Annotated in this window: 18 protein-coding genes; 8 read left to right on the top strand and 10 right to left on the bottom strand. The window is 71.7% G+C overall.

What is annotated here, in order from left to right:
- The first annotated feature begins 1 nt into the window (after window position 1).
- Genes ABZ098_RS19935 through ABZ098_RS19925 form a run of 3 tightly spaced genes read left to right on the top strand, consistent with a single transcriptional unit; the run spans window position 2 to window position 3,047 of the window.
- Window positions 2-763, top strand: coding sequence for an SDR family oxidoreductase (locus ABZ098_RS19935; protein ID WP_356592837.1), 762 nt, complete (start codon window positions 2-4; stop codon window positions 761-763).
- The gene (locus ABZ098_RS19930) at window positions 760-2,427 is read left to right on the top strand and encodes an AMP-binding protein (RefSeq protein WP_356592835.1); all 1,668 of its coding nucleotides are present in this window, start codon (window positions 760-762) and stop codon (window positions 2,425-2,427) included. Before ABZ098_RS19935 ends, ABZ098_RS19930 begins: the two co-directional genes overlap by 4 nt.
- Before the next feature lie 26 nt (window positions 2,428-2,453).
- Complete coding sequence (locus tag ABZ098_RS19925) at window positions 2,454-3,047, top strand: TetR/AcrR family transcriptional regulator (protein WP_356592833.1); 594 nt, start codon at window positions 2,454-2,456, stop codon at window positions 3,045-3,047.
- Window positions 3,048-3,064: 17 nt separating this feature from the next.
- On the opposite strand, the gene ABZ098_RS19920 is transcribed toward ABZ098_RS19925, so the two are convergent.
- The 7 genes from ABZ098_RS19920 to ABZ098_RS19890 all read right to left on the bottom strand — a co-directional run bounded on the left by ABZ098_RS19920 (window position 3,065) and on the right by ABZ098_RS19890 (window position 8,297).
- Window positions 3,065-4,279, bottom strand: a complete 1,215-nt coding sequence (locus tag ABZ098_RS19920; protein WP_356592831.1) for an acyl-CoA dehydrogenase family protein — start codon at window positions 4,277-4,279, stop codon at window positions 3,065-3,067.
- A gap of 5 nt (window positions 4,280-4,284) precedes the next feature.
- Complete coding sequence (locus tag ABZ098_RS19915; RefSeq protein ID WP_356592829.1) at window positions 4,285-5,328, bottom strand: phosphotransferase family protein; 1,044 nt, start codon at window positions 5,326-5,328, stop codon at window positions 4,285-4,287.
- A gap of 189 nt (window positions 5,329-5,517) precedes the next feature.
- Window positions 5,518-5,814 carry a hypothetical protein gene (locus tag ABZ098_RS19910; RefSeq protein ID WP_356592827.1) on the bottom strand — a complete coding sequence of 99 codons (297 nt, stop codon included), beginning with the start codon at window positions 5,812-5,814 and terminating at the stop codon, window positions 5,518-5,520.
- Window positions 5,815-5,965: 151 nt separating this feature from the next.
- Window positions 5,966-6,289 carry a DUF202 domain-containing protein gene (locus ABZ098_RS19905; RefSeq protein ID WP_356592825.1) on the bottom strand — a complete coding sequence of 108 codons (324 nt, stop codon included), beginning with the start codon at window positions 6,287-6,289 and terminating at the stop codon, window positions 5,966-5,968.
- Window positions 6,286-6,678 (bottom strand): DUF202 domain-containing protein, encoded by a 393-nt coding sequence (locus ABZ098_RS19900; protein WP_356592823.1) that lies wholly within the window; start codon window positions 6,676-6,678, stop codon window positions 6,286-6,288. The genes ABZ098_RS19905 and ABZ098_RS19900 overlap by 4 nt, the downstream gene beginning before the upstream one ends.
- Before the next feature lie 27 nt (window positions 6,679-6,705).
- The gene (locus ABZ098_RS19895; RefSeq protein WP_356592821.1) at window positions 6,706-7,221 is read right to left on the bottom strand and encodes an NUDIX domain-containing protein; all 516 of its coding nucleotides are present in this window, start codon (window positions 7,219-7,221) and stop codon (window positions 6,706-6,708) included.
- Window positions 7,222-7,403: 182 nt separating this feature from the next.
- Entirely contained in the window at window positions 7,404-8,297 is an 894-nt protein-coding gene (locus ABZ098_RS19890; RefSeq protein WP_356592819.1) for a DMT family transporter, read from the bottom strand.
- Window positions 8,298-8,820: 523 nt separating this feature from the next.
- Here ABZ098_RS19890 and ABZ098_RS19885 point away from each other — a divergent pair.
- The 4 genes from ABZ098_RS19885 to ABZ098_RS19870 all read left to right on the top strand — a co-directional run bounded on the left by ABZ098_RS19885 (window position 8,821) and on the right by ABZ098_RS19870 (window position 12,776).
- On the top strand, window positions 8,821-9,771 hold the full coding sequence (locus tag ABZ098_RS19885; RefSeq protein ID WP_356592817.1) for a hypothetical protein: 951 nt from the start codon (window positions 8,821-8,823) through the stop codon (window positions 9,769-9,771).
- 28 nt (window positions 9,772-9,799) lie between these two features.
- Complete coding sequence (locus ABZ098_RS19880; RefSeq protein WP_356592815.1) at window positions 9,800-11,332, top strand: APC family permease; 1,533 nt, start codon at window positions 9,800-9,802, stop codon at window positions 11,330-11,332.
- A gap of 111 nt (window positions 11,333-11,443) precedes the next feature.
- Complete coding sequence (locus ABZ098_RS19875; RefSeq protein ID WP_356592813.1) at window positions 11,444-12,172, top strand: molybdopterin-dependent oxidoreductase; 729 nt, start codon at window positions 11,444-11,446, stop codon at window positions 12,170-12,172.
- The gene (locus tag ABZ098_RS19870) at window positions 12,156-12,776 is read left to right on the top strand and encodes a cytochrome b/b6 domain-containing protein (RefSeq protein WP_356592811.1); all 621 of its coding nucleotides are present in this window, start codon (window positions 12,156-12,158) and stop codon (window positions 12,774-12,776) included. Before ABZ098_RS19875 ends, ABZ098_RS19870 begins: the two co-directional genes overlap by 17 nt.
- A 14-nt stretch (window positions 12,777-12,790) precedes the next feature.
- On the opposite strand, the gene ABZ098_RS19865 is transcribed toward ABZ098_RS19870, so the two are convergent.
- The 3 genes from ABZ098_RS19865 to ABZ098_RS19855 form a co-directional block, all read right to left on the bottom strand.
- A complete protein-coding gene (locus tag ABZ098_RS19865; RefSeq protein ID WP_356592809.1) occupies window positions 12,791-13,408 on the bottom strand; it encodes a YdcF family protein in 618 nt (205 codons plus the stop codon).
- A 107-nt stretch (window positions 13,409-13,515) separates the two neighbouring features.
- A complete protein-coding gene (locus ABZ098_RS19860) occupies window positions 13,516-14,913 on the bottom strand; it encodes a gluconate:H+ symporter (protein WP_356592807.1) in 1,398 nt (465 codons plus the stop codon).
- Between the two features lie 42 nt (window positions 14,914-14,955).
- Entirely contained in the window at window positions 14,956-15,462 is a 507-nt protein-coding gene (locus tag ABZ098_RS19855; RefSeq protein WP_356592805.1) for a gluconokinase, read from the bottom strand.
- A 137-nt stretch (window positions 15,463-15,599) separates the two neighbouring features.
- Here ABZ098_RS19855 and ABZ098_RS19850 point away from each other — a divergent pair, with 137 nt between their 5' ends.
- Window positions 15,600-16,301 (top strand): FadR/GntR family transcriptional regulator, encoded by a 702-nt coding sequence (locus ABZ098_RS19850; protein ID WP_356592803.1) that lies wholly within the window; start codon window positions 15,600-15,602, stop codon window positions 16,299-16,301.

Genomic DNA, 16,301 nt, shown 5'->3' with positions numbered 1-16,301 from the left:
GATGGTGGAAGCCCTGCAGGGTGCCGGAGTGGTTGTGACCGGGGCGGGAGGTGGCATCGGGGCTGCGCTGGCCCGGCGGTTCGCGGCCGAGGGGGCCCGGGTCGTCGTGAACGACCTGGATGCCGGGCGGGCCAAGGCGGTCGCTGACGAGATCGGCGGGATCGCCGTCGCCGGGGACGCCTCCGCCGTGATCTCCGACGCTCGTGACGCCCTGGACGGCGTCGTCGACGTCTACTGCGCCAACGCCGGGGTCGCCTTCGGAGGCGACTCGCTCGACGAGAGTGCCTGGGCCACCTCCTGGGACGTGAACGTCATGGCCCACCTACGGGCCGCGCACGCGCTGCTCCCCCAGTGGCTGGAGCGGGGGAGCGGACGGTTCGTGTCGACCGTCTCCGCCGCCGGGCTGCTGACCATGATCGGAGCCGCCCCCTACGCCGTCACCAAGCACGGGGCGCTCGCCTTCGCCGAGTACCTGTCGCTGACGTACCGGCACCGCGGGATCAAGGTGCACGCGATCTGTCCGCAGGGCGTGCGGACCGACATGCTGGCGGCCACCGGGACCGCCGGGGACCTGGTGCTCAAGCCGACCGCCGTCGAGCCGGAGGACGTGGCCGAGGCGTTGTTCCGGGGCATCGAGGAGGACCGGTTCCTGATCCTGCCGCACCCCGAGGTCGCCGAGTACTACCAGGCGCGGGCCACCGAGCCCGATCGCTGGCTGGCCGGCATGAACCACCTCCAGCGCAAGTGGGAAGAGGTCCGATGAGCGAGTCCCGTTACGCCGCCAAGCCCTGGCTCGCCCTGCTCAGCGAGGCCCAGCGCGGCCCGATCGAGCCCGACGACTCCCTGGTGCACGCCCTGCGGCGGGCCGTCGCCGAGGCACCGGAGCGCCCCTTCCTCGCCTACTTCGACGGACGGCTCAGTTACCGCGAGGTCGACGAACTCAGCGACTCCGTGGCCGGGCACCTCACCGCTCGCGGTCTGGAGCGCGGGGACCGGGTGGCGATCCTGCTCCAGAACTCGCCGCTGTTCGTGCTCGCGCTGCTCGGCGCCTGGAAGGCGGGCGCGGTCGTCGTGCCCGTCAACCCCATGTACAAGTCGGGCGAGGTCGGCCATGTCCTGCGGGACGGCGAGGTGGCCGCGCTGATCTGCTCCGACCGGGCCTGGGAGTCGTATCTGCGCGGGACGGCGGCCGGCTCGCCGGTGCGGATCGTGCTCACCGGGTGCGAGCTGGACTTCCAGACCCGCGGGGACGCGCGCGTGCTCGGCTTCGAGCGGCTGCCGCGGGCCGAGGACGCCGACGACCTGGTCGCGGTCGCGCGGGCCGGGCACAAGGCGCCCGAGGGACGGGACGTGACGCCCTCCGACATCGCGCTGATCAGCTACACCTCCGGCACCAGCGGCACCCCCAAGGGCGCCACCAACACGCACGGCAACATCATGTACAACGCCGAGCGGCAGCGGACCGGGCTCGGGCTGCCCGAGGGGCCCGTGTACTACGCCCTGGCGCCGCTGTTCCACATCACGGGGATGGTCTGCCAGCTCGGGGCGTGTCTGACCAGCGTGGGCACACTCGTGCTGACGTACCGCTTCGAGGCGGGCGTGGTCCTGGAGGCCTTCGCCGAGCACCGGCCGCACTACACGGTCGGCCCCTCGACCGCGTTCATGGCCCTGGCCGCCCACCCGGACGTCACCCGCGAGCACTTCTCGTCCTTCGTCAACATCTCCTCGGGCGGCGCCCCGCTGCCGCCCGCCCTGGTGGAGAAGTTCCGGGCCGGCTTCGGGCCGTACATCCGCAACGGCTACGGGCTGACCGAGTGCAGTGCCCCCTGTGCCTCCGTGCCGCCGGAGCGGGAGGCGCCCGTCGACCCGGTGTCCGGGACGCTCGCCGTGGGCGTGCCGGGCCCCGACACGGTCGTACGGATCGTCGACGACAAGGGCGCCGAGGTGCCCTTCGGCGAGCAGGGCGAGATCGTCGTGCGCGGGCCGCAGGTGGTGCCCGGGTACTGGCGGCGGCCGGAGGCGACCGCCGAGACCTTCCCGGACGGCGAGCTGCGCACGGGGGACATCGGTTTCATGGACCCGCAGGGCTGGCTGTACGTCGTGGACCGCAAGAAGGACATGATCAACGCGTCCGGCTTCAAGGTGTGGCCGCGCGAGGTCGAGGACGTGCTCTACACGCATCCGGCGGTGCGCGAGGCGGCCGTCGTCGGAGTGCCCGACGGGTACCGCGGGGAGACCGTCAAGGCGTACATCAGCCTCCGTCCGGGTGTCGAAACCGACCCCGATGCGCTCGCCGCGTACTGCAAGGAGAGACTGGCGGCCTACAAGTACCCGCGCCAGGTGGAGATCCTGCCCGAGCTGCCGAAGACGGCCAGTGGCAAGATCCTCCGTCGGGAACTGCGTTCCCGACCGCGCAACGGCGAATGACCTCTCGGAAGGCAGGTGGCGGCACAGTGCCCAGGACGACGGACGGAGACGGTACGCCCGTCCCGCAGCGGCTGCTGGCCGCCGCCACCCGGCTCTTCGCCGAGCAGGGCTACGACCGCACCTCCGTGCAGGAGATCGTCGAGGCGGCCGGCGTCACCAAGGGGGCGCTGTACCACTACTTCGGCTCCAAGGACGACCTCCTGCACGAGGTGTACGCGCGCGTGCTGCGCGTCCAGCAGGAGCGCCTCGACGTGCTCGCGAACACCGACGAGCCGATCGAGAAGCGCCTCAGGGCGGTGGCCGCCGACGTCGTGGTCACCACGATCGAGAACCTCGACGACGCGTCGATCTTCTTCCGCTCGATGCACCACCTGAGCCCGGAGAAGAACAAGCAGGTCCGGGCCGAGCGGCGCAAGTACCACGAGCGCTTCCGCGCGCTCGTCGAGGAGGGCCAGGAAGCGGGCGTCTTCTCGACGGCGACCCCGGCCGACCTCGTCGTGGACTACCACTTCGGCTCGGTCCACCACCTGTCGACCTGGTACCGCCCCGACGGCCCGATGAGCCCCCAGGAGGTGGCCGACCACCTGGCCGACCTCCTCCTGCGGGCCCTGCGCCCGTAGAGCGCCTTCCGGGCCTTCTAGAGGTACTTCTTCAGCTCCCGGCGCGCGAGCGAGCGCTGGTGCACCTCGTCCGGGCCGTCCGCGATCATCAGGGTGCGGGCGCCGGCGTACAGCTCGGCCAGCGGGAAGTCCTGGCTGACTCCGCCCGCGCCGTGCAGCTGGATCGCCCGGTCGATGATGTCGACGACCGCGCGGGGTGTGGCGATCTTGATGGACTGGATCTCGGTGTGGGCGCCCCGGTTGCCGACCGTGTCCATCAGCCAGGCCGTCTTCAGGACCAGCAGACGCAGCTGTTCGACGGTCACGCGCGCGTCGGCGATCCAGTTGTGGACCACGCCCTGCTGGGCCAGCGCCTTGCCGAAGGCGTCGCGCGAGACGGCCCGGCGGCACATCAGCTCGATCGCCCGCTCGGCCATGCCGATCAGCCGCATGCAGTGGTGGATCCGGCCCGGGCCGAGGCGGGCCTGGGCGATGGCGAACCCGCCGCCCTCCTCGCCGATCAGGCTGGAGGCCGGTACACGCGCGTGATCGAAGATCACCTCGGCGTGTCCGCCGTGGTAGTGGTCCTCGTAGCCGAAGACCCGCATCGCCCGCTTGACGGTGACGCCCGGGGTGTCGCGGGGGACCAGGACCATGGACTGCTGGCGGCGGATGTCCTCGCCGTCCGGGTCGGTCTTGCCCATCACGATGAAGATCTTGCAGTCCGGGTTCATCGCCCCGGAGATGTACCACTTGCGGCCGGTGACGACGTACTCGTCGCCGTCCCGCTCGATGTGGGTGGTGATGTTCGTGGCGTCGGAGGAGGCGACCTCCGGCTCGGTCATCGCGAACGCCGACCGGATCTCACCGGCCAGCAGCGGCTCCAGCCACTGCTTCTTCTGCTGCTCGTCGCCGAACTGGCTCAGGACCTCCATGTTCCCGGTGTCGGGCGCCGCGCAGTTGAGCGCGGTGGGCGCGAGCTGCGGGGAGCGGCCCGTGATCTCGGCGAGGGGCGCGTACTGGAGGTTGGTGAGGCCGGCGCCGTACTCGGCGTCGGGCAGGAAGAGGTTCCACAGGCCCTGGCGGCGGGCCTCGGCCTTCAGCTCCTCCACCACGGCCGGGGTGTCCCACGGCGAGGCCAGCCGCGCGCGCTGCTCCTCCGCGACGGCCTCGGCGGGGTAGACGTACTCGTCCATGAAGGCGAGCAGCTTGGCGCGCAGCTCCTCGGTGCGTGCGTCGAACGCGAAGTCCATGCGGATCAGCCTTCCTGGATGCCGTCTTGAAGCGTGGTCAGACCGTGCTGGATGAAGACCGGGACGAGGTCGCCGATGCGGTCGAAACCGCGGCCGACCGTCTGGCCCTTGGTGTAGCGGTAGTGGATGCCCTCCAGGATCACGGCGAGCTTGAACCAGGCGAACGCCGTGTACCAGGACACCGCCGAGACGTCCCGCCCCGAGCGCTCGGCGTACCGCGCGACGAGTTCGGCCGGGTCCGGGTGGCCGGGGGCCTCGGCGGTCGTGGAGACCGGGGAGTCGGGCATGCCCAGCGGCAGGCTGTACATCACCAGCAGGCCGAGGTCGGTGAGCGGGTCGCCGAGGGTGGACATCTCCCAGTCGAGGATCGCCCTGATGCGGTCGTCGTCGCCCATCAGGACGTTGTCGAGCCGGTAGTCGCCGTGCACGACCGTGGCCGCGGGGGACCGGGGGAGACGGCGGCCGAGCGTCGCGTGCAGCTCGTCGATGCCGGCCAGGTCGCGGTTGCGGGAGGCGTCCAGCTGCTTGCCCCAGCGGCGGAGCTGGCGGTCCAGGAAGCCCTCCGGACGCCCGAAGTCCGCGAGCCCGACCTCCGCGGGGTCCACCGCGTGCAGCTCGACGAGGGTGTCGACGAGGGACAGCACGGCGTCGCGGGTGCGCTGCGGGCCGAGGGGGGCGAGCTGGTCGGCGGTGCGGTACGGGGTGCCCTCGACGAACTCCATGACGTAGAACGGCGCTCCGGGCGCCGCCTCGTTCTCGGGGTCCTCGCACAGCAGGACGGGGTTCGGCACCGGCACGTCCGTGGGGTGCAGGGCGCTGATGACCCGGTGCTCGCGCTTCATGTCGTGCGCGGTGGCCAGGACATGGCCGAGCGGGGGCCGTCGTACGACCCACTTCGTGGTGCCGTCCGACACGGCGTACGTGAGGTTGGACCGTCCGCCCTCGATCAGCCGGCCGGTCAGGGGGCCCTGCACCAGGCCGGGCCGCTCACGGTCGAGCAGGCCGCGCAGCCGGTCGAGATCGAGGCCTGGCGGATGGTCGGGGCTCATCGGGGCTCCTTACGCGCGCGTGAACGGACATCGACCATCATGCCGACTGGTCGGTATGTCGTCCAGGGGGAACGGTGAACGTGATCCGGCCCACGATAGGACGACAGCTCCCCGCGTGGTGCGGCGGGGAGCTGTCGTCGGTGCTTCTCGGTGTCTCTGAGTGCTTCTGGGTGGGGGCTTTACGTCAGGTCAGTGGTCGTCCCAGTGGCCCTCGTGGCTGGCGTGCCGGTGGCCGTCGTGGAGGTAGTCGACGTGGTCGCCGTGCAGCACGCTCTCGTGTCCGCAGTCCTGGCCGTGCCGGTGGTCGTGCCCCTCGTGCGAGACGTGCCCGCCGGGCTCGCACTCGTCCCAGTGCCCCTCGTGCTCGCGGTGCAGATGCCCGTCGTGCGCGTAGTCGACGTGGTCCTCGTGCGGCACCTCGGTGTGTCCGCAGTCCGGGCCGTGCGTGTGGGCGTGGGAGGCGTGTTCGTGGTGGAGGGTGGTCATGGTGCTCACCTTCGAAGCGAGGGGTGATGACGTCGGACAGGCTGCCACGCGAAGGGTGCGTATGCGGATATTCAGGCCTGCGTGGCGTACGAGTACCCCGGAGAGGCGAGGCCGGGCACGGACGGGACCGTGGGGTCGGGCGCCGAGCCGTTCAGAACACCAGCGCCGCCCCGCAGACCGCCATCGCCACGGTGCACAGGACTGCTGCCGCGGCGGTCCGCGGGGTGAGGGCCCCCGGAGTGTCCGACGAGGTCAGGGTGTGGATGCGGCGGTGGGCGAGGTACAGGAAGCCGAGCCACAGCGCGCAGCACAGGGCGCAGGCGACCAGGGTCGTGGGGGACGGGCCGCCGTGCAGGGCCGTCTTCACGGCGAGTACGGCGGAGACGGTGCCCGACAGGGTCGTACGGCGCCAGGCGAGCCGGGTGCGTTCGGGCTGGAGTCCCGGGTCGCGCTCGGCGGCGGCGCCCTCGCTCATCCCTCCCACCCGACGAGCACGACGAGGACCATGGCGACGGCCACCACCGCGACCACCAGGCTCAGCAATGCCGGGAACCGCGACACCGGCAGATCCTCGCCCCGCCGCATCGCCCGCTCGCACCGCACCCAGTGGTTGACCGCCCGCAGCGAGCACAGCACGCCCGCCGCGAGCAGCGCGAGCGCGAGGCCGACCCGCCAGCCCCAGCGCAGATCCGGCAGGAACTGGTCCACGGCGAAGCCGCCGCCGATCAGCGCGAGGGCGGTGCGCAGCCAGGCCAGAAAGGTGCGTTCGTTGGCCAGCGAGAACCGGTAGTCGGGGGTGCGGCCCTCCTGCCGGACCTCCTCGGGGGCGAACCAGACGCGGACGTTCCGTGCGAAATCGATCACGCGCACGAGCCTATCGGCCGGGCCCGCTCAGCCCATCGACCGGTACGCCTTGAGCCGCTCGTAGGCGGCGAGTCCGTCCGGCACCCACTCCCAGTCGCGCAGCCGCAGCTCCACCTCTTCGTCCGACAGGAAGTCGTGCCAGGCGACCTCCTCGACCTGGGGGCTGACGGGGAGCTCGCAGCGGACCTCGTAGACCGCGGACCACCAGGTCCGGCCCGCGCCGTCGTCGTACAGGAACTTGAAGAGGAACTCCGGGCGGGGCAGGCCCCGCACCCCCAGTTCCTCCTCGGCCTCGCGCAGGGCCGCGTCGTCGTAGGACTCGCCCGCGCCGACCACTCCGCCGACGAACATGTCGTAGAGGGACGGGAAGATCAGCTTGGTGGGGGTCCGGCGGTGCACGAAGAGGCGGCCCTGGGCATCCCTGGCCTGGATGAAGACACAGCGGTGGCGCAGGCCTTCGGCGTACGCCTGGCCGCGGGGCGACTGTGCGACTACACGGTCGTGCTCGTCGACGATGTCGAGGATCTCATCAGCGGAGCTCATGCCGTCCATCCAAGCAGGGGGCGTCGGTGTGGACGCGCGCACTTGTATCGGCAAGAGAACCTGCCCTCACTTCGTCCATGACCTGACGAGGGACGCGGTCCTCATATCGCCCCCGTAAGACGACCCGAACCCCGCCAGGAGCCCCGCCGAACCCCAGAGCCCGCGTCCCGCAGACCGTCCTCTCAGCTCGGCTGAAGGTCGCGCGCCGGTTCCGATCGGGCCGCTCCGCGGGGCATCGCGGGGTGCATCCCCAGCAGCACGATGCCCGTGACGACGGCCGCGAGCCCCAGCGCCTCCCAGGTCAGCGCGCCGGTGTCGGTGCGCAGCCGGTCGCCCAGGAAGCCCACCCCGCACACGATCCCGGCGATCGGCTGGGCCGCGGTCAGGGCGGGCAGCGACATCCGCAGCGGCGCGGTCTCGAAGGCGCTCTGCACCAGGACGAGCCCGGTGACGCCGAGGGCCAGCACGGCGTACGGCTGCCAGCCGGTCAGCAGTTCGGCGAGGCCGCCCGCGGAGAAGCGCTGGCCGCTGACCCGGGTGAGGGCGTCCTGGACGCCGTAGAGCAATCCCGCCGCCAGGGCCAGCAGGACCGGGCCCGCGCTCAGGCGGGAGCGTTTGGCGTAGGTGGTGAGCAGCAGGGCGAGGCCGATCATGGCGCCGATGATCAGCCAGTGGCGGAAGGGGTCGGTGACCGCCGTACCGCCGCGGGGTTCGCCCGCCACGATGAACGCGGTCACCCCGCCCGCCAGCAGCAGGAGGCCCGCCCAGCCCTGGCGGCCCAGCGGCTGCTTGGTCTGTCTGCGGGACAGGGCCAGGGCGAAGAGGAGGTTCGTGGCGAGGAGGGGTTCGACCAGGGAGACCTCGCCCTGGCCCAGCGCGATCGCGCCGAGGGCCATGCCGACGACCATCAGGGCGATGCCGCCGAGCCAGCGGGGCACCTTCACCAGGTCGAGCAGGAGCCGGGGCGAGAGGAAGTCGCTCAGTGGGGCCTGGCGGGCCGCGTTCTGCTGGAGCACGAAGCCGAAGCCCAGGCAACAGGCAGCACTCACGGCGAGAATCAGAACCAGAACCGACACGCGGGTACCTCGATCGTCCGGCCGGGCGGCGGGGGGTAGGCGCCGACTGTAGCGTCCCAGTGTCCGGCTTGCCCTGGGAGTACCCGGAATCGGGCCGTCGACTCGGCCGCCGGATCCTTCTCGGCGACGGGTGTCCCGCCATGGTGCGGTGCGCCGGAGGGCGGCGCCATGGCGTACGCCACAGAAACGGGGCCTTGACCCGTTCCCACCAGCACCGTGTCGTCACAACTTCCTCTCACGTATGGAGAGTTGACGCGTGTAACGCGCCTTCGGCCCTTGACGCAAACCATTGGCGGGGGGTTGGCTGTCCGTGATCAGTCGATGGCGGTGCGAATCGTCCCCCCGACCTGCCCGCACCGACGGTCGGCCTGCCCGCCACCGCCAGGCACCCCCTGCGCCCCACCAGCACGGCCTTCCCCTCCACCCGCTCCACCCACCTCTGTACAGACCGCCCCTCCCGCCCCTCCCGCCCCCCCAGACCGCCACCCGCCACGCCCCATGTTCCGTGAGGAAAACCCACACGGTGTCCCCGCCCCCACCCCCCTTCGGCCGCAGCCGGAAACGCGCCTCCCAGGCCTTCGACGCGGCCCTCGACGACGCCGAACTCATCGACGCGCGCGCCGCGTTGGCGCAGGGCAGATGGCAGGCGGCCAGGGCGCTGCTCACCCGGACGGGGGACGACTGGGACCGGCGCGGCCACCGGGTCACGGTGCTCGCGGCCGAGCCGTACAGCGACGCCTGGGCCAGGGACTGGCTGGTGGCCGAGCCGGACTCCGCCGACGCGGCCGTGCTGCTCGCCCTCGCCCTGGTGCAGCGCGTCCAGCGGGGCAAGGGGAAGCCCACCGCGGCCCGCGAGGCCTGCCGTACCGCGGCCCGCCTGGCGCCCGCCGACCCCACCCCCTGGCTCGGCCTGCTCCTGCTGGAGCGCGACCTCGGGGCGGCCGACGAGGTCGCCGACGTCTTCGGCGAGATCCGGCAGCGGCACGCCGACCACCACCACGCCCACCATCTGATGGTCGCCCGGCTCGCCGAGCGCCGTGCCGAGACCGGCCCGGACCCGCTGCACGAGGTGTACGACTTCGCCAACTGGGCCGCCGAGCAGGCACCCGCCGACTCTCCGCTGGCGATCCTGCCGGTCATCGCGCACGCCGAGCGCTACCGCGCGCTGGCCGCCGCGGGACACGAGCCGCGCGACCCCGCCGCCTCCGCCCACTGGAGCGGACGCCGGGCTCGGCAGGTGATGAAGGCGGCCTTCGACTGGTGGCTGGAGTGGGAGCACGAGGGCCACCCCCGCCGTCTGGTCGACCTCAACTTCCTCGCCCACGCGAAGGTCTGCGAGGGCCGTGGCGCCGAGGCCGCCGCCCTCTTCCACCGCATCGGCGAACGCCCCACCCCGGCCCCCTGGTCCTATCCGGACCGCGAGCCGTACTCCGCCTTCCGTGCCGCCCGCGACAGCGCGCTCGGCACGGTGTAGCACCCCCGAACCCCAGAAGGACGGTCCCATGGCCACCGAGAGTTCCAGCAAGAGCAGACCAGGCATCAGCACGTTCAAGGGGGAGGACCGCGCGCTGCGGGCCGGCCGCCTCGGCACCGGGGGCCTGCTGCTCTCCGTCCTCGCGGCGACCGCCCCCCTCATGGTCGTCGCGGGTGTCATGCCCACCACATTCGCGGTGATGGGGATCGTCGGCCAGCCCCTCCTCTACGTCGTCCTCGGCGTGGTCCTCGTCCTGTTCAGCGTCGGATACGCCGAGATGAGCCGGCACGTCCACAACGCGGGCGCCTTCTACGCCTACATCTCCCGCGGTCTCGGCGGCACGGCCGGGGCGAGCGCGGCCATGGTCGCCCTGGTCGCCTACAACGCGCTCCAGGTCGGCATCTACGGCATCTTCGGCTTCGAGGTCTCCGGCCTGTTCGCCACCTACACCGACCTGTCGGTGGCCTGGTGGATACCGGCGCTGGTGGCCGCCCTGGTCGTCGGCGCGCTCGGCTGGCTGAAGATCGACGTCAACGCGCGCGTGCTCGGCGTCCTGCTGATCATCGAGGTCGCCCTGGTCGTCATCTTCGACATCGCCGCCGTCGCCGACCCGGCGGCCCAGGGCCTGTCCCTGCACGCCTTCAACCCGGACACCCTCAGCGGCGCGGGCGTCGGCACCGCCCTGTGCTTCTGCATCGCCGCCTTCCTCGGCTTCGAGCAGGCTCCCGTGTACGCCGAGGAGACCAGCCGCCCGCACATCCTGGTGCCGCGCGTGATGTTCCTGGCCGTCGGCGGCGTAGCCGTCTTCTTCGCGCTCAGCAGTTGGGCCCTGACCGTCGCCACCGGCCCCTCGGCGATCGTCGGCGAGTCCCAGAAGCAGAGCGCCGGACTGCTCTTCGGGCTCACCGAGTCCCGCCTCGGCGGCACCTTCACCGACGTGCTGCACGTCCTGTTCGTGACCGGCATGTTCGCGGCCATGCTCAGCTTCCACAACGTCGTCGCCCGCTACGCCTTCGCCATGGGCCGTGAGAGCCTGCTGCCCGCCGCCTTCGGCCGCACGAACAGCGCGAGCGGCGCGCCCGGCACCGGCTCGCTGCTCCAGACCGCCGTGTCGGTGGTGGTCGTGGCCGTCTTCGCCGTCGCCGACGACAAGCCCACCGGCGACCCGACCGTGCCGGTCCTGCACCTGTTCACCTGGTTCGGCAACATCGGCTCCCTGGGTGTGATCGTGCTGATGGCGGCGGCGTCCGCGTCCGTCGTCGTCTTCTTCGTCCGGCGCGGCGCGGCGGGCGCCCAGGCCTGGCGTCTCGCCACCTCGGCCCTCGCGGGGATCGCCCTGCTGGTGATCGCCGTCTACACGGTGAAGGACTTCGACGTCCTGGTCGGCGCCGGCCCGGACTCCGCGCTGAGCTGGGCGCTGCCCGGCATCATCGGGCTCGCCGTGCTGGTGGGCCTGGCGCAGGGCCTGCTCCTGAAGGCCCGCAGCCCCGAGGCGCACGCCCGGATCGGGCTCGGCAACGAGGCGTTCCAGCTGGAGAAGGCGGCAGGGGAGGCGCCGTAGCCCTCGGGGCACCGGATGTCCGGCGAGATCCGGGTGAGAACTGATTACGGAAGTCTGACGAGCGCCCGCGATTCCTGGCCCCGCCGGGGTCGCGGGTGTTCGAATGGCTAGGTGAACACCGGACAACCCGAGGAAGGACAGGGCGCCCCGATCGGCCGCCGGGTCCTCCTCGGCACCCTCGGCCTGGGCGCTCTCGGCGTGGTCGCCGCGCCCACCCTGCAACGCGGCCTGGAGGCCTTCCTCGGCGGCGCCGCCGACAAGGACCCCACAGGTCTGACCGGCCTGCTCCCCAACGGCGGCGGCTTCCGCTACTACTCCGTGACGTCGTCGGTGCCGCACAAGGACGCCGGGAACTACCGCCTCACGATCGACGGCCTGGTCTCCCGCCCCCGCACCTACACCCTGGCCGACCTGCGGGCGCTGCCCCAGACCCGGCTGGTCAAGGACGTCCAGTGCGTGACCGGCTGGCGGGTCCCCGACACGCCCTTCGAAGGCGTACGGCTGTCCGCGCTGCTGGACGCCGCCGGAGTGACCGCGAAGGCGGGCGCCGTCCGCTTCACCTGCTTCGACGGGGCGTACTCCGAGAGCCTCACCCTCGACCAGGCCCGCCGCCCGGACGTCCTGGTCGCCCTGCGCATGCAGGACAAGGACATCGGCCACTCGCACGGCGGCCCGGTCCGTCTCTACGTGGCCCCCATGTACTTCTACAAATCGGCCAAGTGGCTGTCCGGCATCACCGTCACCGAGGACGTGGAGCCGGGCTACTGGGAGGACCGGGGCTACGACGTGGACGCCTGGGTCGGCCGCTCGAACGGGCGGGACGATGAACCTACGACTTGACGCCCCGCCCCAGGCACGGATCCGGCGCTTCGGCCGCTCCCAGAAGTGGGTGCACCGCACGACGGCCGCCCTGATGGGCGTCTGCGTGGCCACGGCCGCCTGTCTGTACGTCCCCCAGTTCGCCGAACTCGTCGGCCGCCGCGAGCTGGTGGTCCGCGTCCACGAGTGGGCGGGCCTGGCGTTGCCGCTCCCGGCCCTCCTGGGCCTGGCCTCCCGCGCCTTCCGCGCCGACCTGGGCTTCCTCAACCGCTTCGGCCCGCACGACCGCGTCTGGCTGCGCGCCGCCCTGCGCCGCGACAAACGCCGGGCCTCCCGCCCCGCCGGCAAGTTCAACGCGGGCCAGAAGGTCTACGCCGCCTGGATCGCCGGCGCGACCCTGGTGATGCTCGGCACCGGCCTCCTGATGTGGTTCACCCACCTCACCCCCATCCAGTGGCGCACCAGCGCGACCTTCGTCCACGACTGGCTCGCCCTCACCATCGGCATCGTCCTCGCGGGCCACATCGGCATGGCCCTCGGCGACCCGGAGGCCCGGCGGGGGCTGCGGACGGGATCGGTGAGCCGGGAGTGGGCGGAGCGGGAGCATCCGCTGTGGCGGCCGTAGCGTGACGTCAGGCGTCACACGTCAGCCGTTCGACCCCGCGCGGTCTTCCGTTCGTCGCCCCGGAGGCCGCGCAGTGTCCACAGGCCGTACAGCGCCAGCAGCGGTTTGACGCCGATCCATTCGCCGGGGCGGTAGTCGTCCGCGCGCACCAGCCGCTGCGCCAGGTCCGGCCGCTGCCGCCGCAGGTAGGCGCGGGCCTTGAGGGCGTGAGCCGGCTGGGAGACGATCTTGATGCGGTCCACGCCCTCGAGCAGCGGGATCACGTTCGTGATGTTCTCCCACGTCGTCGTGGACCGGTCCTCCAGGAGCACCGGGCCCTCGAACCCGAGTACCGACGTCGCGTAATCGGCCATCAGACGGGCCTCCGTCGCGCCGCTGCCGGTCGCACCGCCGCTGAGGATCAGGCAGGCACCGTGCGTACCGTCGGCGGTCACGGAGCGGATTCCGGCACGGACCCGCCACCGGTTGATCAGGTTCGCCGTGTCCCCGGGGTTGCGGTACCCCAGGACCACCACGGCCGAGGAGGCGCCCCCGCCGTCACCCACGAGTCCCCGGGACCAGCGCCGGTTCAGCCACTCGCCCCAGACCAGGGCGGCAGCCCCGGCGATCACCAGTCCCGTCCTTCGCCGCATGCGGGGACTCTAGGGCACCTCGGTGCCGGTTCCCCAGGCCGGCAACGGCGACGGGCGAGGCCGGAAGACCGTGCCTCGCCCGCTCGGGTGCCCTCGTGGTCGTACGTCTAGATGACCAACGACAACAGCAGTACCAGACCGCCCGCGACCACCGAGATGATCGTCTCCATGATCGACCAGGTCTTGATCGTCTGGCCGACGTCCAGGCCGAAGTACTCCTTGACCAGCCAGAAGCCGGCGTCGTTGACATGGCTGAAGAAGAGCGAGCCGGCGCCGATGGCGAGGACCAGCAGGGCCGTCTCCCCGGTCGACATGCCTTCCGCGAGCGGGGCGACCAGACCGGCCGCGGAGATGGTGGCCACCGTGGCCGAGCCGGTCGCGAGCCGGATCGCCACCGCGATCAGCCAGGCCAGCAGGAGGGCCGGGATCGACCAGTCCTTGGATATGTCCAGGACCATCTGACCCACACCGGAGTCGATCAGGGTCTGCTTGAAGCCGCCGCCCGCGCCGACGATCAACAGGATGCCGGCGATGGGCGCGAGGCCCTTCTCGACGAGCGGGGAGAGCCGCTCCTTGCCGAAGCCGGCCGGGCGCAGCAGCGTGAAGATGCCCACGAGCACCGCGGCCAGCAGGGCGATCATCGGGGAGCCGATGACGTCGAAGACGCGCTGGGTGAGGTTCTCGGGGTCGTCGATCACGATGTCGACCAGCGCCTTGGAGAGCATCAGGACGACCGGGAGGAGGATCGTGGCGAGCGTGGGGCCGAAGCCCGGGCGCTTCTCCAGGTCCTCCGAGGCGCGCTGGGGGATCATCCGGTCGGGCGCGGGGACGTCCACCCAGCGGGCCGCGACCTTCGAGAACAGCGGGCCGGCGACGATCACCGTCGGGATGGCGACCAGCACGCCGAGCGCGAGGGTGACACCGAGGTTGGCCTGCACCGCGTCGATCGCCACCAGCGGGCCGGGGTGCGGCGGGACCAGGCCGTGCATCACGGACAGGCCCGCGAGGGCCGGGATGCCGATGCGCATCAGGGAGTAGTTGCCGCGCTTGGCGACCATCAGCACGACCGGGATCAGCAGCACGACACCGACCTCGAAGAACAGCGGCAGCCCGATGACGGAGGCGATCAGGACCATCGCCCACGGCATCGAACGGCCGCCCGCCTTGGCGAGGATCGTGTCGACGATCTGGTCGGCCCCGCCCGAGTCGGCGAGCATCTTGCCGAGGATCGCGCCGAGGGCGATCAGTACGCCGACGCCGGCGACCGTGGTGCCGAGCCCGGTGGTGAAGCTGGCGATGGCCTTGTCGAGCGGCGCCCCGGCGACCGCGCCGAGCACGAGCGTGCCCAGGGTCAGCGACAGGAACGCGTGGAGCTTGAACTTGGTGATGAGTACAACGATGACGGCGATGCCCGCCAGGACGGCGATGCCCAGCTGAGCGTGACCGGCCGAGGTGATCGGCTCGGGTGCGTCCGCTGCCAGCATCTCGACGCTGAGTCTGGTCACGGGGGTTCCTTGCAGTACGGGGACGTTCTTCGGAAAGGGGGGTTACGGCAGTTCGGCGAGCGCCTTGGCGGCCCGCCCGGTGATCTCCTCCGGGCTGCCGGAGACGTCCACCACGACACCGGCCTCGTCCTCCTGGAGGGGCTGGAGCGTGGCGAACTGCGAGTCCAGCAACGCGGTGGGCATGAAGTGCCCCTGCCGGTGCGACATCCGGTCCTCGATGAGGGAGCGGTCGCCCGCCAGGTGCACGAAGACGACCCCGGGCGCCTCGGCCCGCAGCCGGTCGCGGTACGACCGCTTCAGCGCCGAGCAGCTGACGACCCCGCCGAGCCCCGCCCGCCCGTGCGCCCAGGAGCCGATGGCGTCCAGCCACGGCCACCGGTCGTCGTCGGTGAGCGGGGTGCCGGCCGACATCTTGGCGATGTTGGTCGGCGGGTGGAAGTCGTCGCCCTCGGCGTACGGAACGCCGAGCCGGGCCGCGAGCAGGGGACCGATGGTGGTCTTCCCGGTGCCCGCGACGCCCATGACCACGACGACCTTCGGGGTACTCATCGCTGCCTCACTGTCTGCTGTCCTCGTCGACACCTTCGATGTCGAGCAACTGAAACCGATTAGGTAGGACTATTCAAGACCCAGGGACAAATAAGTCTGACTTTTTCTGGGTGTGACACGCCCCGTACTCTGAGTGCATGAGCACATTGGGCCGGGGGCTGCACGGACGCGTACTGGACGCCCTCGGACCCGCGATCACCGCGGGCGAGTACCCTCCGGGCAGTGTTCTGCGCACCGACGAGCTCGCCCAGCGTTTCGACGTCTCACGCTCGGTGATGCGCGAGGCGGTCCGGGTCCTGGAGTCCATGCACCTCGTCGAGTCCCGCCGCCGCGTGGGCGTCACCGTGCGCCCGAAGGCCGAGTGGAACGTCTACGACCCCCAGGTCATCCGCTGGCGGCTGGCCGGCGCCGACCGTCCGCAGCAACTGCGCTCACTGACCGTGCTGCGCTCGGCGATCGAGCCGGTGGCGGCGGGCCTCGCCGCGAAGAACGCGACCGCCGAACAGTGCGCCCAGCTCACCGAGTGCGCGCTCGGCATGGTCGCCAACTCCAAGGGCCACCGGCTGGAGGGCTACCTCTTCCACGACATCGCCTTCCACCGGGTGATCCTCAACGCCTCCGGCAACGAGATGTTCGCCCGCCTCGGTGACGTCGTCGCCGAGGTCCTCACCGGCCGCACCCGCCACGAGGTCATGTTCGAGGACCCCGACCCTGCCGCCGTCACCCTCCACGTCCGGCTCGCCGAGGCCGTCCGCGCGGGCGACGCGGGCCACGCGGAGGAGCTCACCCGCGAGATCGCCGAGGGCGCCCTTCAGGAACTCGACATCCTCGCGCCGTAG

It is taken from the genome of Streptomyces sp. NPDC006335 (assembly GCF_040612795.1).
In the GTDB taxonomy this organism is placed as follows: Bacteria; Actinomycetota; Actinomycetes; order Streptomycetales; family Streptomycetaceae; genus Streptomyces.
The sequence above is the reverse complement of the archived record's forward strand: the minus strand, read 5'-3'. Positions and strand labels throughout refer to the sequence as shown.